General features: G+C 57.7%; 24 protein-coding genes, 1 pseudogene and 1 other annotated feature. Of the genes and pseudogenes, 15 read left to right on the top strand and 10 right to left on the bottom strand.

Annotation, left to right across the window (positions count from 1 at the left end; all coding sequences use genetic code 11):
• Positions 1 to 127 precede the first annotated feature (127 nt).
• The 3 genes from MKR05_RS15065 (at position 128) to ykgO (ending at position 1,718) form a co-directional block, all read left to right on the top strand.
• On the top strand, positions 128 to 1,198 hold the full coding sequence (locus tag MKR05_RS15065) for a LacI family DNA-binding transcriptional regulator (protein WP_023288639.1): 1,071 nt from the start codon (positions 128 to 130) through the stop codon (positions 1,196 to 1,198).
• Between the two features lie 116 nt (positions 1,199 to 1,314).
• The gene (locus tag MKR05_RS15070; protein WP_004204754.1) at positions 1,315 to 1,578 is read left to right on the top strand and encodes a type B 50S ribosomal protein L31; all 264 of its coding nucleotides are present in this window, start codon (positions 1,315 to 1,317) and stop codon (positions 1,576 to 1,578) included.
• The gene (gene ykgO, locus MKR05_RS15075) at positions 1,578 to 1,718 is read left to right on the top strand and encodes a type B 50S ribosomal protein L36 (RefSeq protein WP_002892018.1); all 141 of its coding nucleotides are present in this window, start codon (positions 1,578 to 1,580) and stop codon (positions 1,716 to 1,718) included. Before MKR05_RS15070 ends, ykgO begins: the two co-directional genes overlap by 1 nt.
• Here the strand turns inward: ykgO and MKR05_RS15080 are convergent.
• On the bottom strand, positions 1,715 to 2,413 hold the full coding sequence (locus MKR05_RS15080) for a GNAT family N-acetyltransferase (protein ID WP_117128677.1): 699 nt from the start codon (positions 2,411 to 2,413) through the stop codon (positions 1,715 to 1,717). The genes ykgO and MKR05_RS15080 overlap by 4 nt on opposite strands.
• A gap of 100 nt (positions 2,414 to 2,513) precedes the next feature.
• On the opposite strand from MKR05_RS15080, the pseudogene MKR05_RS15085 reads away from it, so the two are divergent.
• A pseudogene (locus MKR05_RS15085) lies at positions 2,514 to 3,971 on the top strand (PLP-dependent aminotransferase family protein).
• Here MKR05_RS15085 and MKR05_RS15090 read toward each other — a convergent pair.
• Complete coding sequence (locus MKR05_RS15090; RefSeq protein ID WP_064155186.1) at positions 3,940 to 4,410, bottom strand: YlaC family protein; 471 nt, start codon at positions 4,408 to 4,410, stop codon at positions 3,940 to 3,942. The pseudogene MKR05_RS15085 and the gene MKR05_RS15090 sit on opposite strands and share 32 nt — an antisense overlap.
• A 33-nt stretch (positions 4,411 to 4,443) precedes the next feature.
• On the opposite strand from MKR05_RS15090, the gene MKR05_RS15095 reads away from it, so the two are divergent.
• Entirely contained in the window at positions 4,444 to 4,575 is a 132-nt protein-coding gene (locus MKR05_RS15095) for a hypothetical protein (RefSeq protein ID WP_162543094.1), read from the top strand.
• Here the strand turns inward: MKR05_RS15095 and maa are convergent.
• From maa to acrA, 5 genes are all read right to left on the bottom strand, one after another.
• Complete coding sequence (gene maa, locus MKR05_RS15100; protein ID WP_023288643.1) at positions 4,547 to 5,113, bottom strand: maltose O-acetyltransferase; 567 nt, start codon at positions 5,111 to 5,113, stop codon at positions 4,547 to 4,549. The two genes, MKR05_RS15095 and maa, sit on opposite strands and share 29 nt — an antisense overlap.
• A 158-nt stretch (positions 5,114 to 5,271) precedes the next feature.
• A complete protein-coding gene (locus tag MKR05_RS15105) occupies positions 5,272 to 5,490 on the bottom strand; it encodes an HHA domain-containing protein (protein WP_002892050.1) in 219 nt (72 codons plus the stop codon).
• Between the two features lie 26 nt (positions 5,491 to 5,516).
• Positions 5,517 to 5,891 (bottom strand): Hha toxicity modulator TomB, encoded by a 375-nt coding sequence (tomB, locus tag MKR05_RS15110; protein ID WP_002892066.1) that lies wholly within the window; start codon positions 5,889 to 5,891, stop codon positions 5,517 to 5,519.
• A gap of 484 nt (positions 5,892 to 6,375) precedes the next feature.
• Positions 6,376 to 9,522, bottom strand: a complete 3,147-nt coding sequence (gene acrB, locus MKR05_RS15115; RefSeq protein ID WP_023288644.1) for a multidrug efflux RND transporter permease subunit AcrB — start codon at positions 9,520 to 9,522, stop codon at positions 6,376 to 6,378.
• 22 nt (positions 9,523 to 9,544) lie between these two features.
• A complete protein-coding gene (gene acrA, locus MKR05_RS15120) occupies positions 9,545 to 10,738 on the bottom strand; it encodes a multidrug efflux RND transporter periplasmic adaptor subunit AcrA (RefSeq protein WP_023288645.1) in 1,194 nt (397 codons plus the stop codon).
• Positions 10,739 to 10,880: 142 nt separating this feature from the next.
• Here acrA and acrR point away from each other — a divergent pair, with 142 nt between their 5' ends.
• Both acrR and mscK read left to right on the top strand, forming a co-directional pair.
• The gene (gene acrR / locus MKR05_RS15125; RefSeq protein ID WP_023288646.1) at positions 10,881 to 11,531 is read left to right on the top strand and encodes a multidrug efflux transporter transcriptional repressor AcrR; all 651 of its coding nucleotides are present in this window, start codon (positions 10,881 to 10,883) and stop codon (positions 11,529 to 11,531) included.
• Between the two features lie 129 nt (positions 11,532 to 11,660).
• On the top strand, positions 11,661 to 15,008 hold the full coding sequence (gene mscK / locus MKR05_RS15130) for a mechanosensitive channel MscK (RefSeq protein ID WP_044521298.1): 3,348 nt from the start codon (positions 11,661 to 11,663) through the stop codon (positions 15,006 to 15,008).
• A 35-nt stretch (positions 15,009 to 15,043) separates the two neighbouring features.
• Here mscK and MKR05_RS15135 read toward each other — a convergent pair whose 3' ends face one another.
• The 3 genes from MKR05_RS15135 to priC all read right to left on the bottom strand — a co-directional run bounded on the left by MKR05_RS15135 (position 15,044) and on the right by priC (position 16,724).
• Positions 15,044 to 15,943 carry an Rpn family recombination-promoting nuclease/putative transposase gene (locus tag MKR05_RS15135; protein WP_032454012.1) on the bottom strand — a complete coding sequence of 300 codons (900 nt, stop codon included), beginning with the start codon at positions 15,941 to 15,943 and terminating at the stop codon, positions 15,044 to 15,046.
• Between the two features lie 67 nt (positions 15,944 to 16,010).
• A complete protein-coding gene (gene rsmS / locus MKR05_RS15140) occupies positions 16,011 to 16,184 on the bottom strand; it encodes a pleiotropic regulatory protein RsmS (RefSeq protein WP_044521303.1) in 174 nt (57 codons plus the stop codon).
• A gap of 12 nt (positions 16,185 to 16,196) precedes the next feature.
• Complete coding sequence (gene priC, locus MKR05_RS15145) at positions 16,197 to 16,724, bottom strand: primosomal replication protein N'' (RefSeq protein WP_065812397.1); 528 nt, start codon at positions 16,722 to 16,724, stop codon at positions 16,197 to 16,199.
• Positions 16,725 to 16,793: 69 nt separating this feature from the next.
• Between priC and MKR05_RS15150 the strand changes: the two genes are divergently transcribed.
• From MKR05_RS15150 to hemH, 8 genes are all read left to right on the top strand, one after another.
• On the top strand, positions 16,794 to 17,171 hold the full coding sequence (locus MKR05_RS15150; protein WP_087824766.1) for a DUF454 family protein: 378 nt from the start codon (positions 16,794 to 16,796) through the stop codon (positions 17,169 to 17,171).
• A gap of 150 nt (positions 17,172 to 17,321) precedes the next feature.
• Positions 17,322 to 17,873, top strand: coding sequence for an adenine phosphoribosyltransferase (gene apt / locus MKR05_RS15155; protein WP_023288650.1), 552 nt, complete (start codon positions 17,322 to 17,324; stop codon positions 17,871 to 17,873).
• A 92-nt stretch (positions 17,874 to 17,965) separates the two neighbouring features.
• Positions 17,966 to 19,873 carry a DNA polymerase III subunit gamma/tau gene (dnaX, locus tag MKR05_RS15160; protein WP_101866625.1) on the top strand — a complete coding sequence of 636 codons (1,908 nt, stop codon included), beginning with the start codon at positions 17,966 to 17,968 and terminating at the stop codon, positions 19,871 to 19,873.
• Positions 19,206 to 19,270, top strand: a sequence feature (DnaX frameshifting element). Its footprint overlaps the gene before it by 65 nt.
• A 57-nt stretch (positions 19,874 to 19,930) precedes the next feature.
• On the top strand, positions 19,931 to 20,263 hold the full coding sequence (locus tag MKR05_RS15165; RefSeq protein WP_008805448.1) for a YbaB/EbfC family nucleoid-associated protein: 333 nt from the start codon (positions 19,931 to 19,933) through the stop codon (positions 20,261 to 20,263).
• Complete coding sequence (recR, locus tag MKR05_RS15170) at positions 20,263 to 20,868, top strand: recombination mediator RecR (RefSeq protein ID WP_002892177.1); 606 nt, start codon at positions 20,263 to 20,265, stop codon at positions 20,866 to 20,868. Before MKR05_RS15165 ends, recR begins: the two co-directional genes overlap by 1 nt.
• 111 nt (positions 20,869 to 20,979) lie before the next feature.
• Entirely contained in the window at positions 20,980 to 22,854 is a 1,875-nt protein-coding gene (gene htpG, locus MKR05_RS15175; RefSeq protein ID WP_023288652.1) for a molecular chaperone HtpG, read from the top strand.
• A gap of 222 nt (positions 22,855 to 23,076) precedes the next feature.
• Complete coding sequence (gene adk / locus MKR05_RS15180) at positions 23,077 to 23,721, top strand: adenylate kinase (RefSeq protein ID WP_002892184.1); 645 nt, start codon at positions 23,077 to 23,079, stop codon at positions 23,719 to 23,721.
• Positions 23,722 to 23,849: 128 nt separating this feature from the next.
• A complete protein-coding gene (hemH, locus tag MKR05_RS15185; RefSeq protein ID WP_023288653.1) occupies positions 23,850 to 24,812 on the top strand; it encodes a ferrochelatase in 963 nt (320 codons plus the stop codon).
• The last annotated feature ends 42 nt before the right edge of the window (positions 24,813 to 24,854 follow it).

Below are 24,854 nucleotides of genomic sequence, written 5' to 3' on the forward strand. Positions count from 1 at the left end.
TTCACAATTAACCTGGTTGTGAACGTAATACTTTTTGTGGTCTAATTTTGCGATGAGAAGTGGCGGTGAGCGTTTTTTCAAATGGCCCCTGTTACAATCATGGGATAACAACATAAGGAACCGGACCATGAAGTCTAAAAGCGCTACTCTGGAAGACGTCGCACGTCATGCGGGTGTCTCTTACCAGACCGTGTCCAGGGTACTCAACAAATCTGCCAATGTATCCGAAGCGACGCGCCGCAAGGTGGAGAAATCGATAGAGGCTCTACGCTATGTGCCCAACCGGCTGGCGCAGCAGCTGGTGGGGAAGGAGAGCCAGACGGTGGGGCTGGTGACGATTTCGCTGGCCTGGCATGCCCCCTCCCAGGTAGCGGCGGCGGTAAAACGCTATGCCAATCTGGAAGGTTACCAGGTCCTGATTTCGATGATCGATGAGAGCGTCAACCAAAGCATCCAGGATTCCATCAATGAGCTGAAGTCTCAGCGGGTGGATAAGGTCATTATCAACGTGCCGCTGGAGACCGAACAGGCGCAGAAAATCGCCGCTGACAACGATGATATCGTCTGCCTGTTTCTCGATGTTGATCCCTACAGTTCCGTGTTTAACGTTTCGTTTAACCCGGCGGACGGCACCCGGGCCAGCGTCAAATATCTCTACGAGATGGGGCATCGGGAGATCGCGCTGCTGGCGGGGCCGGACAGCTCCGTATCGGCCAAACTGCGGCTGAAAAGCTGGCTGGAGACCCTGGATGGCTACGGCCTGAAGCCGGTGACCGTCCTGCACGGCAACTGGGATGCGCAAAGCGGCTACGCCGGCGCGCTGCAGATGCTGCGTGAAACGCCGAACTTCAGCGCTGTGCTGGTGGGCAATGACCAAATGGCGCTGGGGGTGCTCAGCGCCTTCCATCAGCATCAGGTGGCGGTGCCGGGAGAGAAATCGGTGATTGGCTATGACGATACCTACGAAAGCTCCTTTTTCTATCCGGCATTGAGTACGGTATCGCTGGACCTCGACCTGCAGGGTAAAGAGGCGGTGCGGCGGATCCTCGCCAGTACCAGCGGCGCGGCGCATACCTCATCCATCCTGCCGGCGCGCCTGGTGATTCGCCATTCCAGCGGCGCCAGAGTCGAGCAGGGGAAAGATCTGCAGGCCATCGCGGAGCAACTTCGCGCAATCGCTCACCGTCTGGCGCCCTGAAGCCAAAGGCGAGGAAACTCGCCTCTTTGTTATTACCCCTGATATAACCATGGTTGATCTTTGTCGTGGAACGGCGTAACTTAATTGTTATGTTATAACATAATGACGAGGTCATCATGAAAGCCCATATCCATCCTCCCTATCGCACGGTGGTGTTTCACGACACCAGCGCCAATGAATATTTTAAAGTTGGCTCAACCATCCGCACCGAACGCGTGATTGAGCTCGACGGTGAGACGTATCCGTATGTGACGATCGATGTCTCATCGAAATCGCATCCTTACTACACCGGTAAACAAAAAACGTTCGCCAGCGAGGGTAGCGCGGCCCGTTTCCGCCAGCGCTTCGGCGGCTTTATTGATGCAAAAAGGAAGGCATGATGCAGGTCGTTAACTCATTACGCAGCGCTAAACAGCGCCACCCGGATTGCCAGCTGGTCAAACGCAAAGGGCGGCTGTACGTGATCTGTAAGAGCAACCCCCGCTTTAAAGCGGTGCAGGGGCGCAAAAAACGTCGTTAACGGAAGCTTTCCAGGGGACGGCGCTGCTGGCCGTCGGCGGTAAAATTGTCGGCGGCCAGCCATTGGCGCATGGCGCTATCCAGCTGCGGCCATTCGCCATCAATCACTGAAAACCAGTCCGTGTCCCGGTTGTGTCCTTTGCTCACCAGCGCCTGACGAAAACGTCCTTCGTACTGAAATCCCAGTCGCCTTGCCGCCCGGCCTGACGGCGTATTGAGGCTATTGCATTTCCATTCATAGCGACGGTAGCCGAGCGTCCCGAAAACATACTGCATCAACAGCCAGTGCGCTTCGGTGGCCATAGCCGTTCGGCTCAGCAACGGAGAGAAATGGACATGCCCCACCTCGACCACGCCGTGGTTGGCATCGATGCGCATTAACGCCAGCGACCCGACCGCCGTCCCGCGCTGCTGGTCAACGACGGCGAAATGGATAGGATCGGTCAGCGTCGAAACCTGCGCCACCCAGGTGCTAAATTCAGCCAGACTGGTTTCCGGTTCGCGCAGCAGCCACGTCCAGCTGCGGGCGTCGGGCGCCAGCTGGTGGGCAGCAAACAGATCGCTGGCGTGGGCGAGGGTGAGCGGTTCGAGCCGACAGCGGCTGCCCTGCAGTACCTGCCGCGTTGGCCAGGGGCGGGGTTGCCAGTCGGGCAGCGCGGCGCCGAGCGCCTGTCCAAACTGATTGTATTCACACATTGCGGTTTCCTTACTGGGGATGTACAGGCAGCGTACGCGCTGGCTGGTTCCATAAAAAGTGCCACCAGAGTATGTTCTTATGGATCCACGAGGAGGTGACATGAACATACCGGACGATGCGTTTTATGGATTGGTGACGCAGGGGATGCGGCAGCGAACGGACGAAACCCTGCAGCGCGCCCTTTACCACACTTTGCGCCATGCCATCCTGCAGGGAACCCTGGCGGCCAGCTGCCGTTTGCCAGGATCGCGCGTGATTGCCGGTCGACTGCATCTGTCGCGCAATACGGTGAATGCCGCACTGGAGCAGCTGACGCTGGAAGGATACCTGACGCGAAGCCGTCAGGGGACGCAGGTTGTGCCGCTCGCCGCCAGCCGCCGGCAGGAGGTAAACGCGCCACCCGTTGTGCTGTCTGAGCGGCTGCAGGGGCTGCCAGCCGCTATGCGCCGTGACTCGCCGGCGCTGCCGTTTACCCCTGGCATGCCGGCGGTGAACTATTTCCCGCTGCCGCTGTGGCGGCGGTTAATGGATAAAGCATTGCGCGACGAGGGCAGCATGCTGCTGGGTTACGGTGAGGCCGCGGGCGATCCTCAACTGCGGGAGGCGATCGCTCGCCATCTGGCGCTCTCCCGGGGTATTCAGTGCGATATCCGGTAGATCGTCATCACCGAGGGGGCGCTGGAAGGGGTCAACTTATGCGCCTCGCTGTTGACCAACCCGGGCGACACCGTGTGGCAGGAAGAGCCGGGATACCTGGGCGCCAGGAGTGGTTTCCAGCGGGCGGGGCTGCAGGTCTGTGGGATGGCCGTCGATCATGAAGGGATGTGTATGGCCAACGGCGCGGCAGAGCCACCCCGGCTGATTTTCACCTCTCCCTCTCATCAGTATCCCCTTGGGAGCGTTATGAGCGCCGCTCGGCGTCTGGCGCTGGTGGAGTATGCCCATCGGCACGGCGCGTGGATTGTGGAGGATGACTACGACAGCGAGTTTCGCCACAGCGGAGAGCCGATCCCGGCGATGCTGGGAATGGTCCCGGATGCCCCGGTGGTCTATCTCGGCACCTTCAGCAAAACCCTTTTTCCGGCGCTGCGTATCGGTTTTATGGTAATGCCGCCCGCGCTGGCGGATGCCGCTCAGGAGGCCATTGGCGCGCTGCTGCGCGGAGGGCACCGCGCTGAACAGCGGGCGCTGGCCAGCTTTATCGAGAAGGGGCACTATGCGCGTCATCTGGCGGCGATGCGTCGTCTGTACCGCAAACGTCAGCAGCTGCTGCGCGAGGCGCTGGCGCAAGAGATCACCGTGCCGTGCGAAGTCCTTGGTGGGGAAGGGGGGCTCCATCTGACGCTGGCCATCGAGGGAATCGACGATCGCGCGATAGCGCAGCAGGCGCGTCAGTTTCAGCTGGCGCCCGCTGCGCTAAGTCATTTCTATCTCGACCCGCGGCGGGGGCGGAGCGGGCTGGTGCTGGGGTATGGCAATACTTCTGCTTCCCGCTATCCGCTGGCGCTGCGGACGCTGAATCGTCTTATTGCGCAGTACCGGCTCGGGTCAGCGTAAAGACATCGTAAAAGGAGAGATCGCCTTTGGTGTCGACCATTTTTTTAAGCTGCGCCTTCTGCTCGCTATCGACGTCCGGCGACTGCATAATACGGTCGATCAGCTGTCGGGGGACAAAGCGGGTGTTGTACCATTCGCCGTTGTAACACACGCGAAAGTCGAGGACATCGATATCTTCGTAACGATAGCGTGGATAGACGTCAAAGAAGAAAAAAGCGTTGAACAGGATGAACAGCACCACCAACAACCAGACCGAATCCACCAGTGTTTCAGAGCGCAGCATCACCACCAGCGTCGCCAGAAACGCGGCATACATGGCAACAAACAGGCCCGGATGGTTACGGATAAAACTGATGCTAAAACGCGGGCGATTATCGCGTTTTTCCTGCACGTTCAGTTCGTCAATGGTGTGAGTTAGCAGGCGTTGTATTTCTGTCATCTTGGTCCCCGAATTCTGCAATAAGCCTGCCCCGTGCGCCCGGTGGTTCGGGCGTGGCAGGCTCAGCCTGAAGGCTATTTTATGTTGCAGTATTCTGCGGAGAAAGTAACAGATCGGTTACAGAAAAGCATAACAGTTACGCATTTGGCGGCGGAAGGCGCTTGATGATCTGCGCCGGGTTGCCGCCGACAACGGTACTGGCGGGGACGTCTTTAGTGACCACCGCTCCGGACGCGATGACCGCATTATCGCCAATGGTCACCCCGGGATTGATCACCGCCCGACCGCCAATCCACACATTGTGGCCAATGGTCACCGGTTTGCCATATTCCTGGCCGCTGTTTCGGGCCTCCGCATCCAGCGGATGGGTGGCGGTATAGATATGGACGCCCGGGGCCAGCATGCAGTTATCGCCAATATGGATAGGACAGACGTCCAGCATCACGCAGTCAAAATTGGCGTAAAAACCGGCGCCGAGAAAGATATTGTAGCCGTAGTCGCAGCGAAAGCTTGGCTCGATATACGCATCGCCAGCGCGACCGAGCAGCTCGGCGAGAATACGCTGACGTTCTTCCTGCGCATCCGGGGCGGAATGATTATAACGGTGCAGCAGCTGTCTGGCGCGCAGGCGATCGGCGCGTAGCGTTGGGTCGCCAGATAAATAGAGCTCACCGGCGATCATTTTGCGTTTTTCTTCACTCATTGGTCTTCCTTATACCTGACGTTAGATGGCCGCAGCAGTATAAAAAAGAAACCGATTACAGGTTTGCTGTTGGCTAAATGATGTGATGACTATCACAAAGATACCCTGCTGAGGCTGGCGATTACCGCCCGGTCAGCAGATCGCGTCGGGCGCGGTAATTAGCGGATAAATTTCCAGACGGACGTCGGGATCTTATCGTACAGCTTATTCATGGTCAGTTCAGCCAGACGATGATCGGCGGCTGAGTAAAATACCGCCAGCTCATTATCAGAAAGTTCATATTTGTTTTTTTCAATGACGCGCTCCAGCGTGTCAATTGTCTGGCAACGGCGTAAGCGCATCAAATAGTCTGTTTTAGTTAATGGCTTATCAGACATAATTCCACCTTTTGATTGTAATAATCCTAACACGAAAGACTGGCCGGATTTTCCCGGCTGGCGTTGACAAAACAACGAAATAACCGATTACCGGATTTTTTCCACTTTTGCAAATCCGTAGAGTTAATGCCGTAGTTACTGAACAACGTAAATGTATCGTCCAGATATTCGTCAACCTGAGCGATCAGCTTATTATCCTCAGCGTACTTAATTTTATAATTAAGGGCGAATGTGGCAATGTGCTCGATCAGTTCATTTAACTGGAGATTGACAGCCGATGTCGGGTCGTTGACCCAGCCATGGTTGCTCTCTTCCAGGTTTGCAAGGCAGTCATGATACAGCGTTTCGCAGAGAAAGCGTAGTTGTGCGATATCATGTCTTTTTGGCGAGTATTCGTCCATAACGCATCCCCTTTTGAGTGGTTTAAACGACGACTAACAAACACCGTTGTGGGATGAACACGACTAACTGACCTGACACTAACTGAGTAATCCTGCTGATTTAACTATAATCCACTCTCCAACAGATTTCATCGTGCTATTACGAAAAATTACAATTATCAGAGAGAAATTATCTTAAAAATAGACGAATTAAATTCTCCGACCCGGGCGCGCAGCCTGAAAAATAGAGATGTCTTATCAATCATTGGCTTAAGGCAGGCAGTCGTCGCGTTCAGAAACCGCCGGCCGTGATGATGATATTAGGATTATTCCTGGTAAATGAGCGTAAGAAGATCCTAAGGGCTAAACAGCGTGATAGATATAGCCGGGAACACATCAATATATATTAAATGCAGCGCGAAAAATAAACAATGGCAATATGTGCCCTGTGGGTAATGATCAAAAAAAAGGGCCGCAGTAGCGGCCCTTTGTTCATCAGTGCAGATTAATGATGCTCAACCTGATGGCTGTGCTCAATATCTTCCGATTTCTTACTAAAGCGGCGTCGCACCACCACAAAGAACACCGGCACGAAGAAGATTGCCAGGATCGTCGCGGTCACCATCCCGCCCATTACGCCTGTACCTACGGCGTTCTGCGCACCGGAGCCCGCTCCGGAGCTGATAACCAGCGGCATAACCCCAAGGATAAACGCCAGGGAGGTCATCAGGATTGGACGCAGACGCATACGTACCGCTTCAAGCGTCGCCTCAATCAGCCCTTTGCCCTCTTTCTCCATCAGGTCTTTGGCGAATTCAACGATCAGTATCGCGTTCTTCGCCGACAGGCCGATGGTGGTCAACAGGCCAACCTGGAAGTAAACGTCATTGGTTAAACCGCGGAAGGTGGCGGCTAACAGCGCGCCGACCACACCCAACGGTACGACCAGCATGACCGAGAACGGAATCGACCAGCTCTCATACAGCGCTGCCAGACACAGGAAGACGACAATCAGCGAGATGGCATACAGGGCAGGGGCCTGGTTACCGGACAGCCGCTCCTGATAAGACATCCCGGTCCAGTCGTAGCCAATACCCGACGGCAGTTTACCCGCCAGCTCTTCCATCAGGCTCATCGCCTCACCGGTACTCTTGCCTGGCGCTGCCTGGCCAAGAATTTCCATTGATGGCAGACCGTTGTAGCGTTCCAGACGCGGCGAACCGTATTCCCAACGCGAGGTGGAGAAGGCGGAGAACGGCACCATCTGGCCATCACTGCCGCGAACATACCACTTGCCGATGTCTTCCGGCAGCATACGGTATTTCGCTTCGGACATGATGTACACTTTCTTCACGCGGCCGCGGTCGATAAAGTCGTTGACATAGCTTCCGCCCCAGGCCGCGCCCAGCGTGGTGTTAATGTCGCTGATGGAGACGCCCAGCGCCTGGGCTTTTTCCTGATCGATATCGACTTTGAACTGCGGTGTATCTTCCAGACCGTTAGGACGCACGCCGGTCAGCACGTCAGGATGCTGCGCCACCATGCCAAACAGCTGGTTACGTGCCTGGGTCAGTTTTTCGTGTCCCAGGCCGCCCTGGTCAATCAGCTGGAAGTCAAAGCCGGTCGCGGTACCCAGTTCAACGATAGCCGGCAGGTTAAAGGCGAAGACCATCGCGTCTTTAATCTGCGAGAAATAGCCCATCGCCCGACCGGTGATCGCTTCAACTTTGTTTTCGTCGCCTGGACGCTGACTCCAGTCTTTCAGCGAGACGAACGCGATACCGGTGTTCTGGCCGCGGCCGGCGAAGCCGAAGCCGTTAACCGCAAACACGGATTCCACGTTGTCCTTCTCTTTGGTGAGATAGTAATTCGTCATCTCATCCAGCACTTTCTGCGTGCGCTCCTGGGTGGCGCCGGCAGGCAGCTGGGCCATACTCAGGAACACCCCCTGGTCTTCGTCCGGCAGGAACGAGCTCGGCAGACGAACGAACAGCCACGCCATACCCACCACGATGATCAGATACAGCACCAGATAACGACCGGTGCTGCGCAGAATGTTGCCTACGCTGTCAGTGTAATGGTGCGTGCTCTTATCGAACATGCGGTTAAACCAGCCGAAGAAACCCGTGGTCGCGCCATGGCTGCCTTTCTGAATAGGCTTCAGCATCGTGGCGCACAGCGCCGGCGTCAGGATCAGCGCGACCAGTACCGATAGCGCCATCGCGGAAACGATGGTGATGGAGAACTGGCGATAGATGGCCCCGGTTGAGCCGCCGAAGAACGCCATCGGGATAAATACCGCCGACAGCACCATGGCGATACCTACCAGCGCGCCCTGAATCTGCCCCATCGATTTACGCGTCGCTTCTTTCGGCGGCAGGCCTTCTTCGGCCATGACGCGCTCGACGTTCTCGACCACCACGATGGCGTCATCCACCAGCAGGCCGATGGCGAGCACCATCCCGAACATCGTCAGGGTGTTTATCGAGAAGCCAAACGCCGCCAGCACCGCGAAGGTCCCTAACAGGACCACCGGCACCGCGATGGTCGGGATCAGGGTGGCGCGGAAGTTCTGCAGGAACAGGTACATCACCAGGAAGACCAGGATGATCGCTTCCACCAGCGTTTTAACCACTTCGTGAATAGAGATTTTCACGAACGGGGTGGTGTCATACGGGTAAACGATTTTCATCCCCGACGGGAAAAACGGCTCCATCTTCGCCAGTTCAGCGCGGATCGCGTTGGCGGTATCCAGCGCGTTCGCGCCGGTAGCCAGTTTAATACCCAGACCGGACGCAGGCTGGCCGTTATACTTCGCCACCACGTCATAGCTTTCGCCACCCAGTTCAATTTTGGCGACATCACGCAGACGAACCTGGGAACCATCCTGGTTCACCTTCAGCAGAATGTTGCCAAACTCTTCCGTATTGGTCAGACGCGTCTGTGCGACGATGGAGGCGTTGAGCTGCTGGCCTTTCACCGGCGGCGTACCGCCTAACTGACCAGCGGCTACCTGGGCGTTCTGCGCTTTCAGCGCGCTGATCACGTCCACCGGCGTGAGCTGGAAGTTATTCAGTTTATTCGGATCCATCCAGATACGCATCGCGTACTGGGAACCGAACAGCTGAACGTCGCCGACGCCGCTGGTACGGCTGATCGGGTCCTTCATGTTGGCCGCCACGTAGTCCGAAATGTCGTCCTGGTTCATGGTGCCGTTGGTGTTAATGACGCCGACAACCATCAGGAAGCTGCTGGACGCTTTCTCAACGCTGATCCCTTGCTGCTGTACTTCTTGCGGCAGCAGAGGGGTGGCCAGGGCCAGCTTGTTCTGAACCTGAACCTGGGCGATGTCCGGATCGGTACCGGATTCGAAGGTCAGGGTGATGGTCGCCGTACCGGTGGAGTCGCCATTCGAGGACATGTACATCAGGTGATCGATACCGTTCATATTCTGTTCGATAACCTGAGTCACGGTGTTCTGCACGGTTTCGGCGTCAGCACCGGGGTACATGGCGGTAATGGAAATTGCTGGCGGCGCAATCGTCGGATATTGCGCCACCGGCAATTTGAGGATCGATAATCCCCCAGCCAGCATGATGATGATGGCGATCACCCATGCAAATATGGGGCGATCGATAAAGAAATTAGGCATGTCTTAACGGCTCCTGTTTAAGTTAAGACTTGGTTTGTTCTGATGGCGCGTTGCCTGCGGCTTGCTGTTTATCATCAGAAGCTACTTCCTGCGCTTTTACCTGCACGCCTGGTTTGATTTTTTGCAGGCCGGTGACGATAACGCGATCGCCGGATTTCAGACCGTCAGTGACCAGCCATTTATCGCCAATCGCTTGAGAAGCAGTGACCTGGCGGACTTCGACCTTATCGCCTTCACCCACTACCATGACGCTGGCGTCACCGCGCGGCGTACGGGTCACGCCCTGTTGCGGCACCAGCAGGGCGTCAGGGTTAACCCCTTCTTCCAGACGCGCGCGGACAAACATCCCCGGTAACAGGGTGTGATCCGGGTTGGGGAAAATGGCGCGCAGCGTGATAGAGCCGGTGGTCTGGTCGACGGTCACATCCGAGAACTCCAGGGTGCCGGACTGCGGATACTTAAGACCGTCGTTAGTCACCAGCTCCACTTTCGCTTTACCGTTTTCCTGTTTCAGACGGCCATCGGCCAGCTCCTGTTTCAGGCGCAGGAAATCATTGCTCGACTGGGTGACGTCAACATAGATCGGATCCAGCTGCTGAACGGTTGCCAGAGCGGTTGACTGACCATTCTGCACCAGCGCCCCTTCGGTCACCGCGGATTTACCAATGCGGCCGCTGATCGGCGAGGTGACTTTGGTGTAGGCCAGATTGATGCGCGCGGTTTCCACGGCCGCTTTCGCCGCGACCACGGCCGCATTGCTCTGCTGCGCCGTTGCGACGGCGGTATCGTAGTCTTGTTGACTGATATACTTAGTGCCTAACAGTTTCTGATAACGCTTGACCGTCAGTTGATCCATGTTTGCCGCCGCCTGGGCTTTTGCCAGGTCGCCTTTGGCGCTGTCATAGCTGGCCTGATAGGTGGCTGGATCGATCTGATACAGGGAGACGCCGGCCTGGATATCGCTACCTTCGACGAAGTTACGTTTCAAAATAATGCCACTGACCTGAGGGCGGACTTCCGCAATGCGATAGGCGCTGGTGCGGCCTGGCAGTTCGGTGGTCATTTGTAGAGGTGCGGATTTGAGCGTCACAATACCGACTTCCGGCATGTGCTGGGCTCCCTGTTGAGCCGGTTTATCGTCACATCCTGTTAGCGCTAAGCTGCCTGAGAGCATCAGAACGACCGCCAGAGGCGTTAACCCTCTGTTTTTGTTCATATGTAAACCTCGAGTGTCCAATTTCAAAATGTTCAGTGGCTCAAACAACCACAAACCCACTACAGTCTTTCTATTATGGTCGTGCTATGGTACATACATTCACAAATGTATGTAAACGTAACCTCTGTAAAGTCATTAACCTATGGCACGAAAAACCAAACAACAGGCACGTGAAACCCGGCAACTGATTCTGGATGTTGCTCTGCGTCTGTTTTCGCAGCAAGGCGTATCATCTACCTCGTTGGCAACAATTGCAAAAGCTGCGGGTGTAACGAGGGGGGCTATCTACTGGCATTTCAAGAATAAATCAGATTTATTCAACGAAATTTGGGAGCTGTCAGACGCCAGTATTAGCGATCTCGAAATTGAGTATCGGGCAAAATTCCCTAACGATCCACTCTCAGTTATCAGGGAGATATTAGTCTATGTTCTTGAAGCGACGGTGACAGAGGAGCGCCGTCGGTTGATGATGGAGATTATCTTCCATAAGTGCGAATTCGTCGGTGAAATGACCGTGGTGCAGCAGGCCCAGCGGCAGTTATCCCTGGCGAGCTACGAGCGCATTGAGCAGACCTTGAAAGAGTGCATCGCCGCGAAGCTGTTGCCCGCCAATTTACTCACCCGGCGAGCGGCGATTTTAATGCGCAGCTATCTTTCCGGCCTGATGGAGAACTGGCTGTTTGCCCCCGACTCGTTCGACCTGCATGCGGAAGCGCGCGACTATGTTGCCATCCTGCTGGAGATGTATCAGTTCTGCCCCACGCTGCGCGGCCCGGAGAACCTGTCAGCGTAAACGTCGCGCGCGGGGGGACGTGAATTTTTAGCGCCGTCCGCCGCTATTCGCCAGCGATGAGAAGTGCTATTCTTCGCGCTTGCGACGACCCCCGGTATTCTCCGGCATTTGCATTCATTCATATTAACTATGCTGCACACGATCTCCAGGCAACGCGCCACGTTCATCTTTATCATTATACTGCTCTGTTTTATTGGCCTTTTCAGTCCAGTTCAGGGCCGCGCCGCGGACCTCCCTGACCGGGCGGAGGTGCAGAGTCAGCTCAATACATTAAACAAGCAAAAAGAACTGACTCCGCAGGATAAACTGGTCCAGCAGGATTTGACCCAGACCCTGGAAACGCTGGATAAAATCGATCGCATCAAGAGCGAGACGACGCAGCTCCGCCAGCAGGTCGAGCAAGCCCCGGCGAAGCTGCGCCAGGCGGTGGACAGCCTTAACAATCTGAGCGATGTCCCGAACGACGACGCGACGCGCAAAACGCTGAGCACGCTCTCCCTGCGTCAGCTGGAATCACGCGTCACCCAAACGCTGGACGATCTGCAGAATGCGCAAAACGATCTGGCGACCTACAACAGCCAGTTGGTTTCCCTGCAAACGCAGCCGGAACGCGTGCAAAATGCGATGTACAAAGCCTCCCAGCAGCTGCAGCAGATCCGCAATCGTCTGAATGGCACCTCGGTGGGGGATGAGACTCTGCGTCCGACCCAGCAGGTGCTGCTGCAGGCCCAGCAGGCGTTGCTTAACGCGCAGATCGAGCAGCAGCGCAAGAGCCTCGAAGGCAATACGGTGCTGCAGGATACCCTGCAGAAGCAGCGTGACTACGTCACCGCCTGGAGCAACCGGCTGGAGCATCAGCTGCAGCTGCTGCAGGAGGCGGTGAACAGCAAGCGGCTGACGCTGACTGAGAAAACCGCCCAGGAGGCGGTCACGCCCGACGAAACGGCGCGTATTCAGGCCAACCCGCTGGTCAAGCAGGAGCTGGATATCAACCACCAGCTGAGCGAGAAGCTGATTCAGGCGACGGAGAACGGCAACCAGCTGGTGCAGCGCAATATTCAGGTGAAGAACTGGCTCGACCGCGCCCTGCAGTCTGAGCGGGATATTAAAGAGCAAATTTCCGTGCTCAAGGGCAGCCTGCTGCTGTCGCGCATTCTCTACCAGCAGCAGCAGACGCTGCCGTCGGCGGATGAGCTGCAGGATATGACCAATCGCATTGCCGATCTGCGGCTCGAACAGTTCGAGGTGAATCAGAAACGCGACGCGCTGTTCCAGAGCGATGCCTATGTCGCTAAGCTGGAAGAGGGGCACAGCGCTGAAGTAAACGATGAAGTGCACGCCGCGCTGCTGGAAGTGATCGACATGCGCCGGGAGCTGCTCGACCAGTTCAATAAACAGCTGGGGAATCAGCTGATGATGGCCATCAACCTGCAGATCAACCAGCAGCAGCTGATGAGCGTCTCGAGCAGCCTGAAAGAAATTCTGACCCAGCAAATTTTCTGGGTGAACAGCAATAAACCGATGGACTGGGAGTGGATTAAGGCCTTCCCGGAAGCGCTGAAAGGTCAGTTTAAGGCGATGAAAATCACCGTGAACTGGGAAAAAGCGTGGCCAGCGGTGTTTGTCGCTTTTCTTGCCGGATTACCGCTGCTGCTGATTGCCGGCCTGATCCGCTGGCGTTTGCAGTGGCTCAAGGATTATCAGGCAAAGCTTGCCTCCCAGGTAGGCCAGCTGCGGAATGATACCCAACTGCATACGCCGAAGGCGATCCTTATCGACCTGATCCGCGCCTTACCGGTGGTGCTGGTGATTCTGGCGATTGGCCTGATCTTACTCACCATGCAGCTCAATATCAGTGCTCTACTGTGGGCATACAGTAAAAAGCTGGCGATGTTCTGGCTGGTGTTTGGCCTGTGCTGGAAAGTGCTGGAAAAGAACGGCGTTGCGGTCAGCCACTTTAATATGCCGGCGCAATTGACCAGCCATTGGCGGCGGCAGATTGTTCGCGTCAGCCTGGCGCTGCTGCCGCTGAATTTCTGGTCGGTGATTTCCGAGCTGTCGCCGCTGAACCTGATGGACGACGTGCTGGGGCAGCTGGTGATTTTCTTCAACTTACTGCTGATAGCGGTGCTGGTCTGGCCGATGTGCCGGGAAAGCTGGCGCGATAAAGAGTCGCACAGCCTGCGCCTGCTGACGATCACAGTGCTGTCTATCGTTCCGGTGGCCCTGATGGTGCTAACGGCGACCGGCTACTTCTACACCACGCTGCGCCTGGCGGGACGCTGGATCGAGACCGTCTATCTGGTCATGATCTGGAACCTGCTGTACCAGACTGTGCTGCGCGGCCTGAGCGTGGCGGCGCGGCGCATCGCCTGGCGCCGGGCGCTGGCGCGCCGTCAGCATCTGGTGAAGGAAGGCGCGGAAGGCGCCGAGCCGCAGGAGGAGCCGACTATCGCCCTCGAGCAGGTCAACCAGCAGACGTTACGCATCACCATGCTGGTGATGATCGCGCTGTTCGCGGTCATGTTCTGGGCGATTTGGTCGGATTTGATCACCGTTTTCGCCTATCTCGACAGCATTACCCTCTGGCATTACAACGGCACCGAGGCAGGGGCCAGCGTGGTGCGCAGCGTCACGATGGGCAGCCTGCTGTTTGCCATTGTGGCGTCGATGGTTGCCTGGGCGCTGATCCGCAACCTGCCGGGGCTGCTGGAGGTGCTGGTCCTGTCGCGGCTCAACATGCGCCAGGGGACTTCCTACGCCATTACCACCATTCTTAACTATGCGATTATCGCCATCGGGGCGATGACGGTATTCGGGTCGCTGGGCGTCTCATGGGATAAACTGCAGTGGCTGGCGGCCGCGCTGTCGGTTGGTTTAGGTTTTGGTCTGCAGGAGATCTTCGGTAACTTCGTCTCCGGCCTGATTATTCTGTTCGAACGTCCGGTGCGCATTGGGGATACGGTGACTATCGGCACCTTCTCCGGTACGGTAAGCAAAATCCGTATTCGCGCCACCACCATCACCGACTTCGATCGCAAAGAGGTGATCATCCCGAACAAGGCGTTCGTTACCGAGCGCTTGATCAACTGGTCGCTCTCCGACACCGTGACCCGCGTGGTGATCCGCCTCGGCGTCGCCTACGGTTCCGATCTGGATAAGGTGAAGGAGGTGCTGCTGAAGGTCGCGCACGATCATCCGAAAGTGATGCAGGAGCCAGCGCCAGCGGTCTTCTTCACCACCTTCGGGGCCAGTACCCTGGATCATGAACTGCGTCTGTATGTCCGTGAACTGCGCGATCGCAGCTACACGGTGGATGAGCTCAACCGCGCCATCGACCGTCTGTGCCGGGAGAATGACATCAACATTGCCTTTAACCAGCTGGAAGTCCATCTGCGAAATGAAAAGGGCGACGAGGTCACGGAAGTGAAGCGGGACGGAAAGGGTGACGATTTAGCGCCCTCCGTCGCGTCTTAACTGAAAAGGGGCGGCGCAAAGCCGCCCCTGCTGCATCAGGGCGTCAGCGCGGCGAGCTCTTCGTCGCTAAGCCCGGTGAGTTCCCGCACGATTTGACGTTCGAGGCCGCGCGCCAGCATTCTGGCGGCGATGCTGCGAGTGGCTTCCTGTTCGCCCTCCTGCTGCCCCTGTTTACGGCCTTTCTCTTCCAGCCATTCGGCAATGGTCATCATCAGCTCCTTATGTCTGGGCGACTGCGCCGCCAGCGCGCGGATCAGCGCCCCCGGATGTTCCGTGGTACCCGCCTGCAACATATAGCGCAGCAGCGTATTTAACTGCGCTTCTGTCAGATAGCCTTGCGTCATCAGCGCAATCAGCGGCACCTGCAGCTCGGCCAGATCGCGATGGCGGATATGCTTTTGCAACAGCTCCAGCATGGCCATACGCCGATGACGGACGATCTGATTATCTGGCATAACGGTGAGGTCCACCAGCGGAAAATCACCGCTATAGAGCGCCTTCGCCAGCGCCGGTTCGGCGAATAGCTGTTGCCAGTTGCGGGGCCAGGGCCAGGGGCTGACCTTGCCGTGATAAAACAGAATTGGCACCACCAGCGGCAGCGTGTCGTGGCCAGCGTCCAGATGACGCTGCATGGCGGCCAGCGCGTAGCGCAGCAGGCGAAACGCCATCAGCTTGTCCGGGGTACTCTGGTGCTCAATCAGCGCGTAAACATAGCCCGGTCCGTGGCGGGTGCGCAGTGAGTAAAGGATATCGGAATAGCTGGCGCGCAGGTCCTCTTCAACAAAGCTACCGGAGACCAGCTGCAGTGAATCCAGCTCGCAAATTGCCAGAAACGGCGCGGGCAGATACAGCTGCAGGAAATCCTTCGCCACCGCCTGATGCATCAGCATCTGGCGAAAAACCGCATCGTGCGGGGTTTGACTGACCTTTTCCATCAATATTGCCTCCATCGGCGTCATGCGCAGAGGAGCACTCTGCCAGCACGTCGTCGTGGGCAACATCTTACTTCTGCGGCGTTTGCGAGGCGCTTTCCGCGTTTTTTAACTTGTTTGCATAATCCCGCCTGACAATTTCCAGCGCGTCCAGCACGGTTTGCGCCGGGATCTGATGCGACTCCAGCAACATGATTAAATCGACGGCCAGTTTGACCTCATCGGGGGCTTTTTCCAGCGACATCGGACTCTCCTGTTAGCGCGTCAGCCGCGCCAGTACGTTTTCAATCTTGTCCAGCGCCTGTCGACAGCGCGCCAGCCGTCCGCTGTAGACCTCGACTTCGCTGGCCAGCCGCTGCTGCTCGTCAAGGCTGGTAACCTGCGTCAGCTGGCGCTGGCGTTGGTCGCGCATCGCCAGCAGGCGGCGCTCATACTCCTGATGCTGCAGGCGACGGCGCTGCCAGCGGCTCAGCGTTGGCGAGGCATGGTCCCAACTGCGCAGCGACCAGGTGGCGGTTTCGCGACGCAGCGCGGCGATTTGCGCCGCCAGCCGCTCGGCGATCCAGGCTACCTGCGGCAGCTGCTGGCGCTCGACGGCCTGGCGGAGCTGGCTGAAGTTGTGTTGGGCTTCCGCCAGATAGGCCTGCATCAGCGTGCTGCGGGTGTGGAAGAGCTGGCGGTCAAAGCGCGGGCTGAGGGTCGCGTGCTCCGCCAGCGGCGCCACCAGCGCGGCCAGCTCGCTGAGCTGATTGTTCAGCGTTTGTAAAAGTTGAGCTGTTTTCACCCACCCCCTCCATTTTCCATCAGCCAACTGTGCTACAGTAGCCGTATCTGTTTGATAACGATTCGCATTATGCCACCTGTTATTTTAACCATTATCGGCTGGCTGGCGGTAGCGCTGGGTACGCTGGGCGTTTTCTTACCGTTGCTGCCGACGACGCCGTTTATTCTGCTCGCCGCCTGGTGCTTTGCCCGCTCATCGCCGCGCTTTCACCAGTGGCTGCTGTATCGCTCATGGTTCGGCGGCTATCTTCGCCACTGGCAGCAGTACCGCGCCATGCCCCGCGGCGCCAAACCGCGCGCCATTGCCATGATCGTGGCGACTTTTGCTATTTCACTGTGGCTGGTTAAGCTTGCGTGGGTGCGCATCATGCTGTTGGTCATTCTGGCCTGTCTGCTGATCTTTATGTGGCGCATTCCGGTGGTTGACGCAAAGCAACAAAAGCACTGATGCGCAATAATGCCTGTTGCAATTGTTGCTGACAGCCAGTAAATTCTGGCGTTTTCGAGCGCGGGTAAGCCTGGTCAAAGGTTAAACAAATGTTTCTTTGGCCCCTTTTGCACGCCCGTGGGTAACACCGTTTCAATCAGGCATACACTTATGACCGCAACTGCACAGCAGCTTGAATATCTGAAGAACAGCATCCAGAGTATCGAGGATTATCCAAAACCTGGCATTCTTTTCCGCGATGTCACCAGTTTACTGGAAGACCCGAAAGCTTACGCGCTCAGCATTGAACTGCTGACCGAGCGCTACAAAGACGCGGGAATTACCAAAGTGGTAGGGACTGAGGCGCGTGGCTTCCTTTTCGGCGCACCGGTTGCGCTGGCGCTGGGCGTGGGCTTTGTTCCGGTACGCAAGCCGCGTAAGTTGCCGCGTGAAACCATCGCTGAGAGCTATGAGCTGGAGTACGGCACCGATCAGCTGGAGATCCACGTTGACGCCATCAAACCGGGCGACAAAGTGCTGGTGGTGGACGATCTGCTGGCGACCGGCGGAACCATCGACGCGACGGTCAAACTGATCCGCCGTCTTGGCGGCGAAGTACAGGATGCCGCTTTCATTATCAATCTCTTCGATCTGGGCGGCGAACAGCGCCTGGAGAAGCTGGGGGTCCACTGCTACAGTCTGGTGCCGTTCCCGGGCCACTAAGCAAATCCCTCCACATAGCCTCGCCGATCGGGCGGGGCTGTGATAGCATGACCCCTTCGTGATTTCACCTTCCAGCGTTTCAGAGCCAGCCCATGAGTTATCAGGTCTTAGCCCGTAAATGGCGCCCACAAACCTTTGCTGACGTCGTCGGCCAGGAACATGTGCTGACCGCACTGGCGAACGGCTTGTCGTTAGGGCGCATTCATCACGCTTATCTCTTTTCCGGTACCCGCGGGGTCGGTAAGACATCCATCGCCCGCCTGCTGGCGAAAGGGTTAAACTGTGAAACCGGCATCACCGCCACCCCCTGCGGCGTGTGCGATAACTGCCGGGAAATAGAACAGGGGCGCTTTGTCGATCTGATTGAGATTGACGCCGCCTCGCGAACCAAAGTCGAAGATACTCGCGACCTGCTGGATAACGTCCAGTACGCGCCGGCCCGCGGCCGCTTTAAGGTCTATCTCATCGACGAAGTCCATATGCTGTCGCGCCACAGCTTCAACGCGTTATTAAAGACGCTGGAGGAGCCGCCGGCGCACGTCAAATTCCTGCTGGCGACGACGGATCCGCAGAAGCTGCCGGTGACGATCTTATCCCGCTGCCTGCAGTTCCACCTGAAGGCGCTGGACGTTGAACAGATCCGCCATCAGCTGGAGCATATTCTTGGCGAAGAGCAGATTGCCTTCGAGCCCCGCGCGCTGCAGCTTCTGTCGCGCGCCGCCGACGGCAGTCTGCGTGATGCCTTAAGTCTGACCGATCAGGCTATTGCCAGTGGAGAAGGGCAACTGACGGCGGCGTCGGTGAGCGCCATGCTCGGCACCCTCGATGACGATCAGGCGCTGTCGCTGATTGAAGCCCTGGTCGCCGCCGATGGCGAGCGGGTCATGGCGGGCGTCAATGACGCCGCCGCGCGCGGCGTTGAATGGGAGGCGCTGCTGGTGGAGATGCAGAGCCTGCTGCACCGCATCGCCATGGTTCAGCTATCCCCTTCGGCGCTGGGCGCCGACATGGCCGCGGTCGAAGTGCGAATGCGCGAACTGGCGCGCACCGTACCGCCGGGCGACGTTCAGCTCTACTACCAAACGCTGCTGATTGGCCGCAAAGAGCTGCCCTATGCCCCGGACCGGCGGATGGGCGTCGAAATGACGCTGCTGCGCGCCCTGGCGTTTCATCCGCGTAAGCCGCTGCCCGAGCCGGAGGTGCAGCCGGCACTGGCCGCCGCGCCCGCGCCGCGCCAGCCGGTTTCCCCCGCAGCGACGCCGCCGCAGCCGTCGCAGAGTTTGCCGCCGACCACCAGCCAGGTGCTGGCGGCCCGCAGCCACCTGCAGCGCAGCCAGGGAGCAACCACCCCAAAAAAGAGTGAACCGGCAGCCGCTTCCCGCGCGCGGCCGGTGAATAACGCTGCGCTGGAGCGACTGAGTTCGATTACCGAGCGCGTCCAGGCTCGTCCGGCCGCGGCGGCGCTGGAGCAGGCCCCGGCGAAGAAAGAGGCCTATCGCTGGAAGGCGACGACGGTGGTTGAAGAGACCAAAGTCGAAGTCGCCACGCCTAAAGCGCTGAAAAAAGCGCTGGAGCATGAAAAAACGCCGGAGCTGGCGGCTAAGCTTGCCGTTGAAGCGGTCGAGCGCGACAGCTGGGCGGCGGAAGTGAGCCAGCTGGCGGTACCGAAGCTGGTCGAGCAGGTGGCGCTCAACGCGTGGAAAGAGCAGGAGGGCAATCGCGTCTGTCTGCATCTGCGCCCCAGTCAGCGCCACCTCAATTCCGCCGGCGCGCAGCAAAAGCTGGCTGAAGCGCTGGGGGTGTTGTACGGTACGCCGGTTGAATTGACCATCGTGGAAGACGATAATCCCGCGATGCGCACGCCGCTGGAGTGGCGGCAGGCTATTTATGAAGAGAAGCTCGCGCAGGCGCGCGACGCGATTATTGCGGATAATAACATTCAGACCCTGCGTCGTTTCTTCGACGCCGATCTGGATGAAGAGAGTATCCGCCCCATTTGACTGCAAGTTTGACTTGCAGTCAGTACCTTTAATGATGACTGACTGAGAGAGAAGCCTATGTTTGGTGGAAAAGGCGGCCTGGGTAACCTGATGAAGCAGGCCCAGCAGATGCAAGACAAAATGCAGAAGATGCAGGAAGAGATCGCTCAGCTGGAAGTGACCGGCGAGTCCGGCGCGGGTCTGGTGAAAGTGACCATCAACGGCGCGCACAACTGCCGCCGCGTGGAGATCGACCCAAGCCTGCTGGAAGATGACAAAGAGATGCTGGAAGATCTGGTGGCTGCCGCGTTCAACGACGCCGCGCGCCGTATCGAAGAGACCCAGAAAGAGAAGATGGCTTCCGTCTCTGCCGGTATGCAGCTGCCGCCAGGCTTCAAGATGCCGTTCTGATGCAAACCAGCCCGCTGTTAACTCAGCTTATGGAAGCGCTGCGCTGTCTGCCGGGCGTCGGCCCGAAGTCCGCGCAGCGCATGGCGTTTACCCTGCTGCAGCGCGATCGCAGCGGCGGGATGCGTCTGGCGCAGGCGCTGACGCGCGCGATGTCGGAGATCGGCCACTGCGCCGATTGCCGCACCTTCACCGAGCAGGAGGTGTGCAATATCTGCAGCAACCCGCGTCGCCAGGAAAACGGCCAAATCTGCGTGGTGGAGAGTCCAGCGGACATCTACGCCATTGAGCAGACCGGGCAGTATTCCGGCCGCTACTTCGTGCTGATGGGGCACCTGTCGCCGCTCGACGGCATCGGGCCTGACGACATCGGGCTCGATCGCCTGGAACAACGGCTGGAGGCGGAGTCGATCACCGAGGTGATCCTTGCCACCAACCCGACCGTTGAGGGCGAGGCGACGGCCAACTACATCGCAGAGCTGTGCGCGCAGTATGGCGTCGACGCCAGCCGAATCGCCCACGGCGTGCCGGTGGGCGGCGAGCTGGAGATGGTCGACGGCACTACGCTGTCCCACTCGCTGGCCGGTCGCCACAAGATTACTTTCTGAACAAATGGAGGCGGCCATCGCCGCCTCCGCTTGAAAAATTTCCCCGCAGTCCCCATCTCCCACTCAACGGTTTTTTACCCATTTAAAATGGCATTGTTGAGGTTGAATCAGATGAAAGGACAAGAAACTCGTGGTTTTCAGTCAGAAGTAAAACAGCTTCTGCACCTGATGATCCATTCCCTCTATTCCAACAAAGAAATCTTTCTGCGTGAGCTGATTTCCAACGCCTCTGATGCGGCCGATAAGCTGCGTTTCCGCGCGCTGTCGCAGCCGGATTTGTATGAGGGAGACGGCGAGCTGCGCGTGCGGGTTTCGTTTGATAAAGACAACCGTACCCTGACCATCGCCGATAACGGTATCGGCATGAACCGGGAAGAGGTTATCGATCATCTCGGCACCATCGCCAAATCCGGCACCAAAGCGTTCCTGGAATCCATGGGTTCCGACCAGGCAAAAGATAGCCAGCTGATTGGCCAGTTCGGCGTCGGCTTCTATTCGGCCTTCATCGTGGCGGATAAAGTGACCGTGCGCACCCGTGCGGCAGGCGATAAACCTGAAAACGGCGTGTTCTGGGAATCCGCCGGCGAAGGGGAATATACCGTGGCCGACATCACCAAAGCCGATCGCGGGACCGAAATCACCCTGCATCTGCGCGAAGGTGAGGACGATTTCCTCAACGACTGGCGCGTGCGCTCCATCATCAGCAAGTATTCCGATCATATCGCGCTGCCGGTTGAGATTGAAAAACAGGAAGAGAAAGACGGCGAAACCGTTATCAGCTGGGAAAAAATCAACAAGGCGCAGGCCCTGTGGACCCGCAGCAAGTCTGAAGTTAACGACGACGAGTACAAAGAGTTCTATAAGCACATTGCCCATGACTACAGCGACCCGCTGACCTGGAGCCACAACCGCGTGGAAGGTAAGCAGGAGTACACCAGCCTGCTGTATATCCCGTCGCAGGCGCCGTGGGATATGTGGAACCGCGATCATAAACACGGCCTGAAGCTGTACGTCCAGCGTGTGTTCATTATGGATGACGCCGAGCAGTTTATGCCGAACTACCTGCGCTTCGTACGCGGCCTGATAGACTCCAACGATCTGCCGCTGAACGTCTCCCGTGAAATCCTGCAGGACAGCAGCGTGACCCGTAACCTGCGCACCGCGCTGACCAAACGCGCGCTGCAGATGCTGGATAAGCTGGCGAAAGACGACGCCGAAAAATATCAGACTTTCTGGAAACAGTTCGGCCTGGTGCTGAAAGAGGGCCCGGCGGAAGATCCGAGCAACCAGGAGGCGATCGCCAAACTGCTGCGCTTCGCGACCACCCATACCGACTCCTCCGCTCAGACCGTGTCGCTGGAAGAGTACGTCTCGCGTATGAAAGACGGTCAGGAGAAGATCTACTACATCACAGCCGACAGCTATGCGGCGGCGAAAAGCAGCCCACACCTCGAACTGCTGCGTAAGAAAGGGATCGAAGTGCTGCTGCTCTCCGATCGCATCGACGAGTGGATGATGAGCTACCTGACCGAATTCGACGGCAAAGCGTTCCAGTCTGTCGCTAAAGCCGACGAGTCGCTGGACAAACTGGCGGACGAAGTGGACGAGTCCACCAAAGAAGCCGAAAAAGCGCTGGAGCCGTTCGTTGAGCGTGTGAAAAACCTGCTTGGCGACCGGGTCAAAGAGGTGCGTCTGACCCATCGTCTGACCGACACCCCAGCGATTGTTACCACCGATGCCGACGAGATGAGCACCCAGATGGCGAAGCTGTTCGCGGCTGCGGGCCAGGCGGCGCCAGAAGTGAAATACATCTTCGAACTGAACCCGGCGCATCAGCTGGTGAAACGCGCAGCCGATACCCAGGATGACGCGCAGTTCGGCGAATGGGTGGAACTGCTGCTGGATCAGGCGCTGCTGGCCGAGCGCGGCACGCTGGAAGATCCGAACCAGTTTATCCGCCGTATGAACCAGCTGCTGGCTTCCTGACGCGAACCTGAATGAGTAGCCCGGCCGAGCGACGCGACGCCGGGAACGGGATAAATGCCCCGTCTGAGCGATTTGCTCCGGCGGGGCATTTCACATTGGATGGCATAAAATATCTCACCATTAACCGTTTCAGCCGCACCGCCTTCCTTGAGCCATCGCCGTTCTGGTGGTATGGTTTAGCGTTTTTGAAAAATTGAATCGACTTTTGAGGGGATTTTCGTAATGCGTATTATTCTGCTTGGCGCTCCGGGCGCGGGTAAAGGAACTCAGGCTCAGTTCATCATGGAGAAATACGGTATTCCGCAAATCTCCACCGGCGATATGCTGCGCGCTGCGGTAAAATCCGGCTCTGAGCTCGGTAAGCAGGCGAAAGACATCATGGACGCCGGCAAGCTGGTGACCGATGAGCTGGTTATCGCGCTGGTCAAAGAGCGTATCGCCCAGGAAGATTGCCGTAACGGCTTTCTGCTGGACGGCTTCCCGCGCACTATTCCGCAGGCTGACGCCATGAAAGAAGCGGGCATTACCGTTGATTACGTGCTGGAATTCGATGTGCCGGACGAACTGATCGTCGACCGCATCGTTGGCCGTCGCGTTCACGCGGCATCCGGTCGCGTATACCACATCAAATTTAATCCGCCGAAGGTGGAAGGCAAAGACGACGTGACCGGCGAAGAGCTGACCACCCGTAAAGACGACCAGGAAGAGACCGTGCGTAAGCGTCTGGTGGAATATCATCAGATGACGGCGCCGCTGATCGGCTACTACACCAAAGAAGCGCAGGCGGGCAACACCAAATACGCCAAAGTCGACGGCACCAAAGCGGTGGCTGACGTGCGCGCCGAACTGGAAAAAATCCTCGGCTGATAAAGCCTTTTCTCATCCTGCTGCGGCAGGATGAGAACTCCTCTCATTCCTACCTTTTGCTATGATTGGTTCCGTTTAGCGCCATTTCAGCTACAATTGGCTGCGATTCAAATGGTTAAGAGGCGGTAATGCATCAGACGAAAACAGGTATCTTGCTGGCCAATTTAGGCACTCCCGATGCGCCCACCCCCGGTGCGGTGAAGCGCTATCTGCGACAATTCCTCAGCGACAAACGGGTGGTGGATACGTCTCGTCTGCTATGGTGGCCGCTGCTGCGCGGCGTCATACTGCCGATTCGCTCTCCCCGCGTGGCTAAACTCTATCAGTCCGTCTGGATGGAAGAGGGGTCGCCGCTGATGGTATACAGCCGTCGCCAGCAGCAGGCGCTGGCCGCCAGACTGCCGGATACCCCGGTGGCGCTGGGCATGAGCTATGGATCGCCGTCGCTGGCCAGCGCGGTGGATGATTTACTGGCGCAGGGGGTGGGGCACATCGTAGTGCTGCCGCTGTATCCGCAATATTCCTGCTCGACGGTGGCTGCCGTCTGGGATGAGCTGGCGCGGATCCTCGCGAAGAAACGCGCCATTCCCGGTATCTCGTTTATTCGCGATTACGCCGGGCACCCGGACTATATCCATGCCCTGGCGGCCAGCGTGCGCGCCTCGTTTGCCGTTCATGGGGAACCGGATCTGCTGCTGCTCTCCTATCATGGGATCCCGCAGCGCTATGCCAATCAAGGGGATGATTATCCTCAGCGCTGTCGCGATACCACGCGGGAACTGGTCTCCGCGCTGGGGCTCCCGCCGGAGCGGGTGATGATGACCTTCCAGTCGCGCTTTGGTCGGGAACCCTGGCTGACGCCGTACACCGATGAGACGCTGAAGATGCTCGGCGAGAAAGGGACGAAGCATATTCAGGTGCTGTGCCCGGGGTTTGCCGCCGACTGTCTCGAAACGCTGGAAGAGATCGCCGTCCAGAACCGGGAAATATTCCTCGAAGCGGGCGGAAAGCAATATGAATACATTCCGGCGCTTAACGCGGACGCCGCGCATATTGAGATGATGGTCAACCTGACGGCGCCTTATCGCTGATCGCGCGCAGGGCGGGGAATATGCTACTATTTCCCGCTTGTT

This window comes from Klebsiella sp. K5-204 (genome assembly GCF_030128585.1).
GTDB classification, from domain to species: Bacteria; Pseudomonadota; Gammaproteobacteria; order Enterobacterales; family Enterobacteriaceae; genus Klebsiella; species Klebsiella quasipneumoniae.

Coding starts and splice junctions, on each gene's coding strand:
- MKR05_RS15065 (WP_023288639.1), top strand. CDS start 128: ATGAAGTCTAAAAGCGCTACTCTGGAAGACGTCGCACGTCATGCGGGT.
- MKR05_RS15070 (WP_004204754.1), top strand. CDS start 1,315: ATGAAAGCCCATATCCATCCTCCCTATCGCACGGTGGTGTTTCACGAC.
- ykgO (WP_002892018.1), top strand. CDS start 1,578: ATGCAGGTCGTTAACTCATTACGCAGCGCTAAACAGCGCCACCCGGAT.
- MKR05_RS15080 (WP_117128677.1), bottom strand. CDS start 2,413: ATGTGTGAATACAATCAGTTTGGACAGGCGCTCGGCGCCGCGCTGCCC.
- MKR05_RS15090 (WP_064155186.1), bottom strand. CDS start 4,410: ATGACAGAAATACAACGCCTGCTAACTCACACCATTGACGAACTGAAC.
- maa (WP_023288643.1), bottom strand. CDS start 5,113: ATGAGTGAAGAAAAACGCAAAATGATCGCCGGTGAGCTCTATTTATCT.
- MKR05_RS15105 (WP_002892050.1), bottom strand. CDS start 5,490: ATGTCTGATAAGCCATTAACTAAAACAGACTATTTGATGCGCTTACGC.
- tomB (WP_002892066.1), bottom strand. CDS start 5,891: ATGGACGAATACTCGCCAAAAAGACATGATATCGCACAACTACGCTTT.
- acrB (WP_023288644.1), bottom strand. CDS start 9,522: ATGCCTAATTTCTTTATCGATCGCCCCATATTTGCATGGGTGATCGCC.
- acrA (WP_023288645.1), bottom strand. CDS start 10,738: ATGAACAAAAACAGAGGGTTAACGCCTCTGGCGGTCGTTCTGATGCTC.
- acrR (WP_023288646.1), top strand. CDS start 10,881: ATGGCACGAAAAACCAAACAACAGGCACGTGAAACCCGGCAACTGATT.
- mscK (WP_044521298.1), top strand. CDS start 11,661: ATGCTGCACACGATCTCCAGGCAACGCGCCACGTTCATCTTTATCATT.
- MKR05_RS15135 (WP_032454012.1), bottom strand. CDS start 15,943: ATGGAAAAGGTCAGTCAAACCCCGCACGATGCGGTTTTTCGCCAGATG.
- rsmS (WP_044521303.1), bottom strand. CDS start 16,184: ATGTCGCTGGAAAAAGCCCCCGATGAGGTCAAACTGGCCGTCGATTTA.
- MKR05_RS15150 (WP_087824766.1), top strand. CDS start 16,794: ATGCCACCTGTTATTTTAACCATTATCGGCTGGCTGGCGGTAGCGCTG.
- apt (WP_023288650.1), top strand. CDS start 17,322: ATGACCGCAACTGCACAGCAGCTTGAATATCTGAAGAACAGCATCCAG.
- dnaX (WP_101866625.1), top strand. CDS start 17,966: ATGAGTTATCAGGTCTTAGCCCGTAAATGGCGCCCACAAACCTTTGCT.
- MKR05_RS15165 (WP_008805448.1), top strand. CDS start 19,931: ATGTTTGGTGGAAAAGGCGGCCTGGGTAACCTGATGAAGCAGGCCCAG.
- recR (WP_002892177.1), top strand. CDS start 20,263: ATGCAAACCAGCCCGCTGTTAACTCAGCTTATGGAAGCGCTGCGCTGT.
- htpG (WP_023288652.1), top strand. CDS start 20,980: ATGAAAGGACAAGAAACTCGTGGTTTTCAGTCAGAAGTAAAACAGCTT.
- adk (WP_002892184.1), top strand. CDS start 23,077: ATGCGTATTATTCTGCTTGGCGCTCCGGGCGCGGGTAAAGGAACTCAG.
- hemH (WP_023288653.1), top strand. CDS start 23,850: ATGCATCAGACGAAAACAGGTATCTTGCTGGCCAATTTAGGCACTCCC.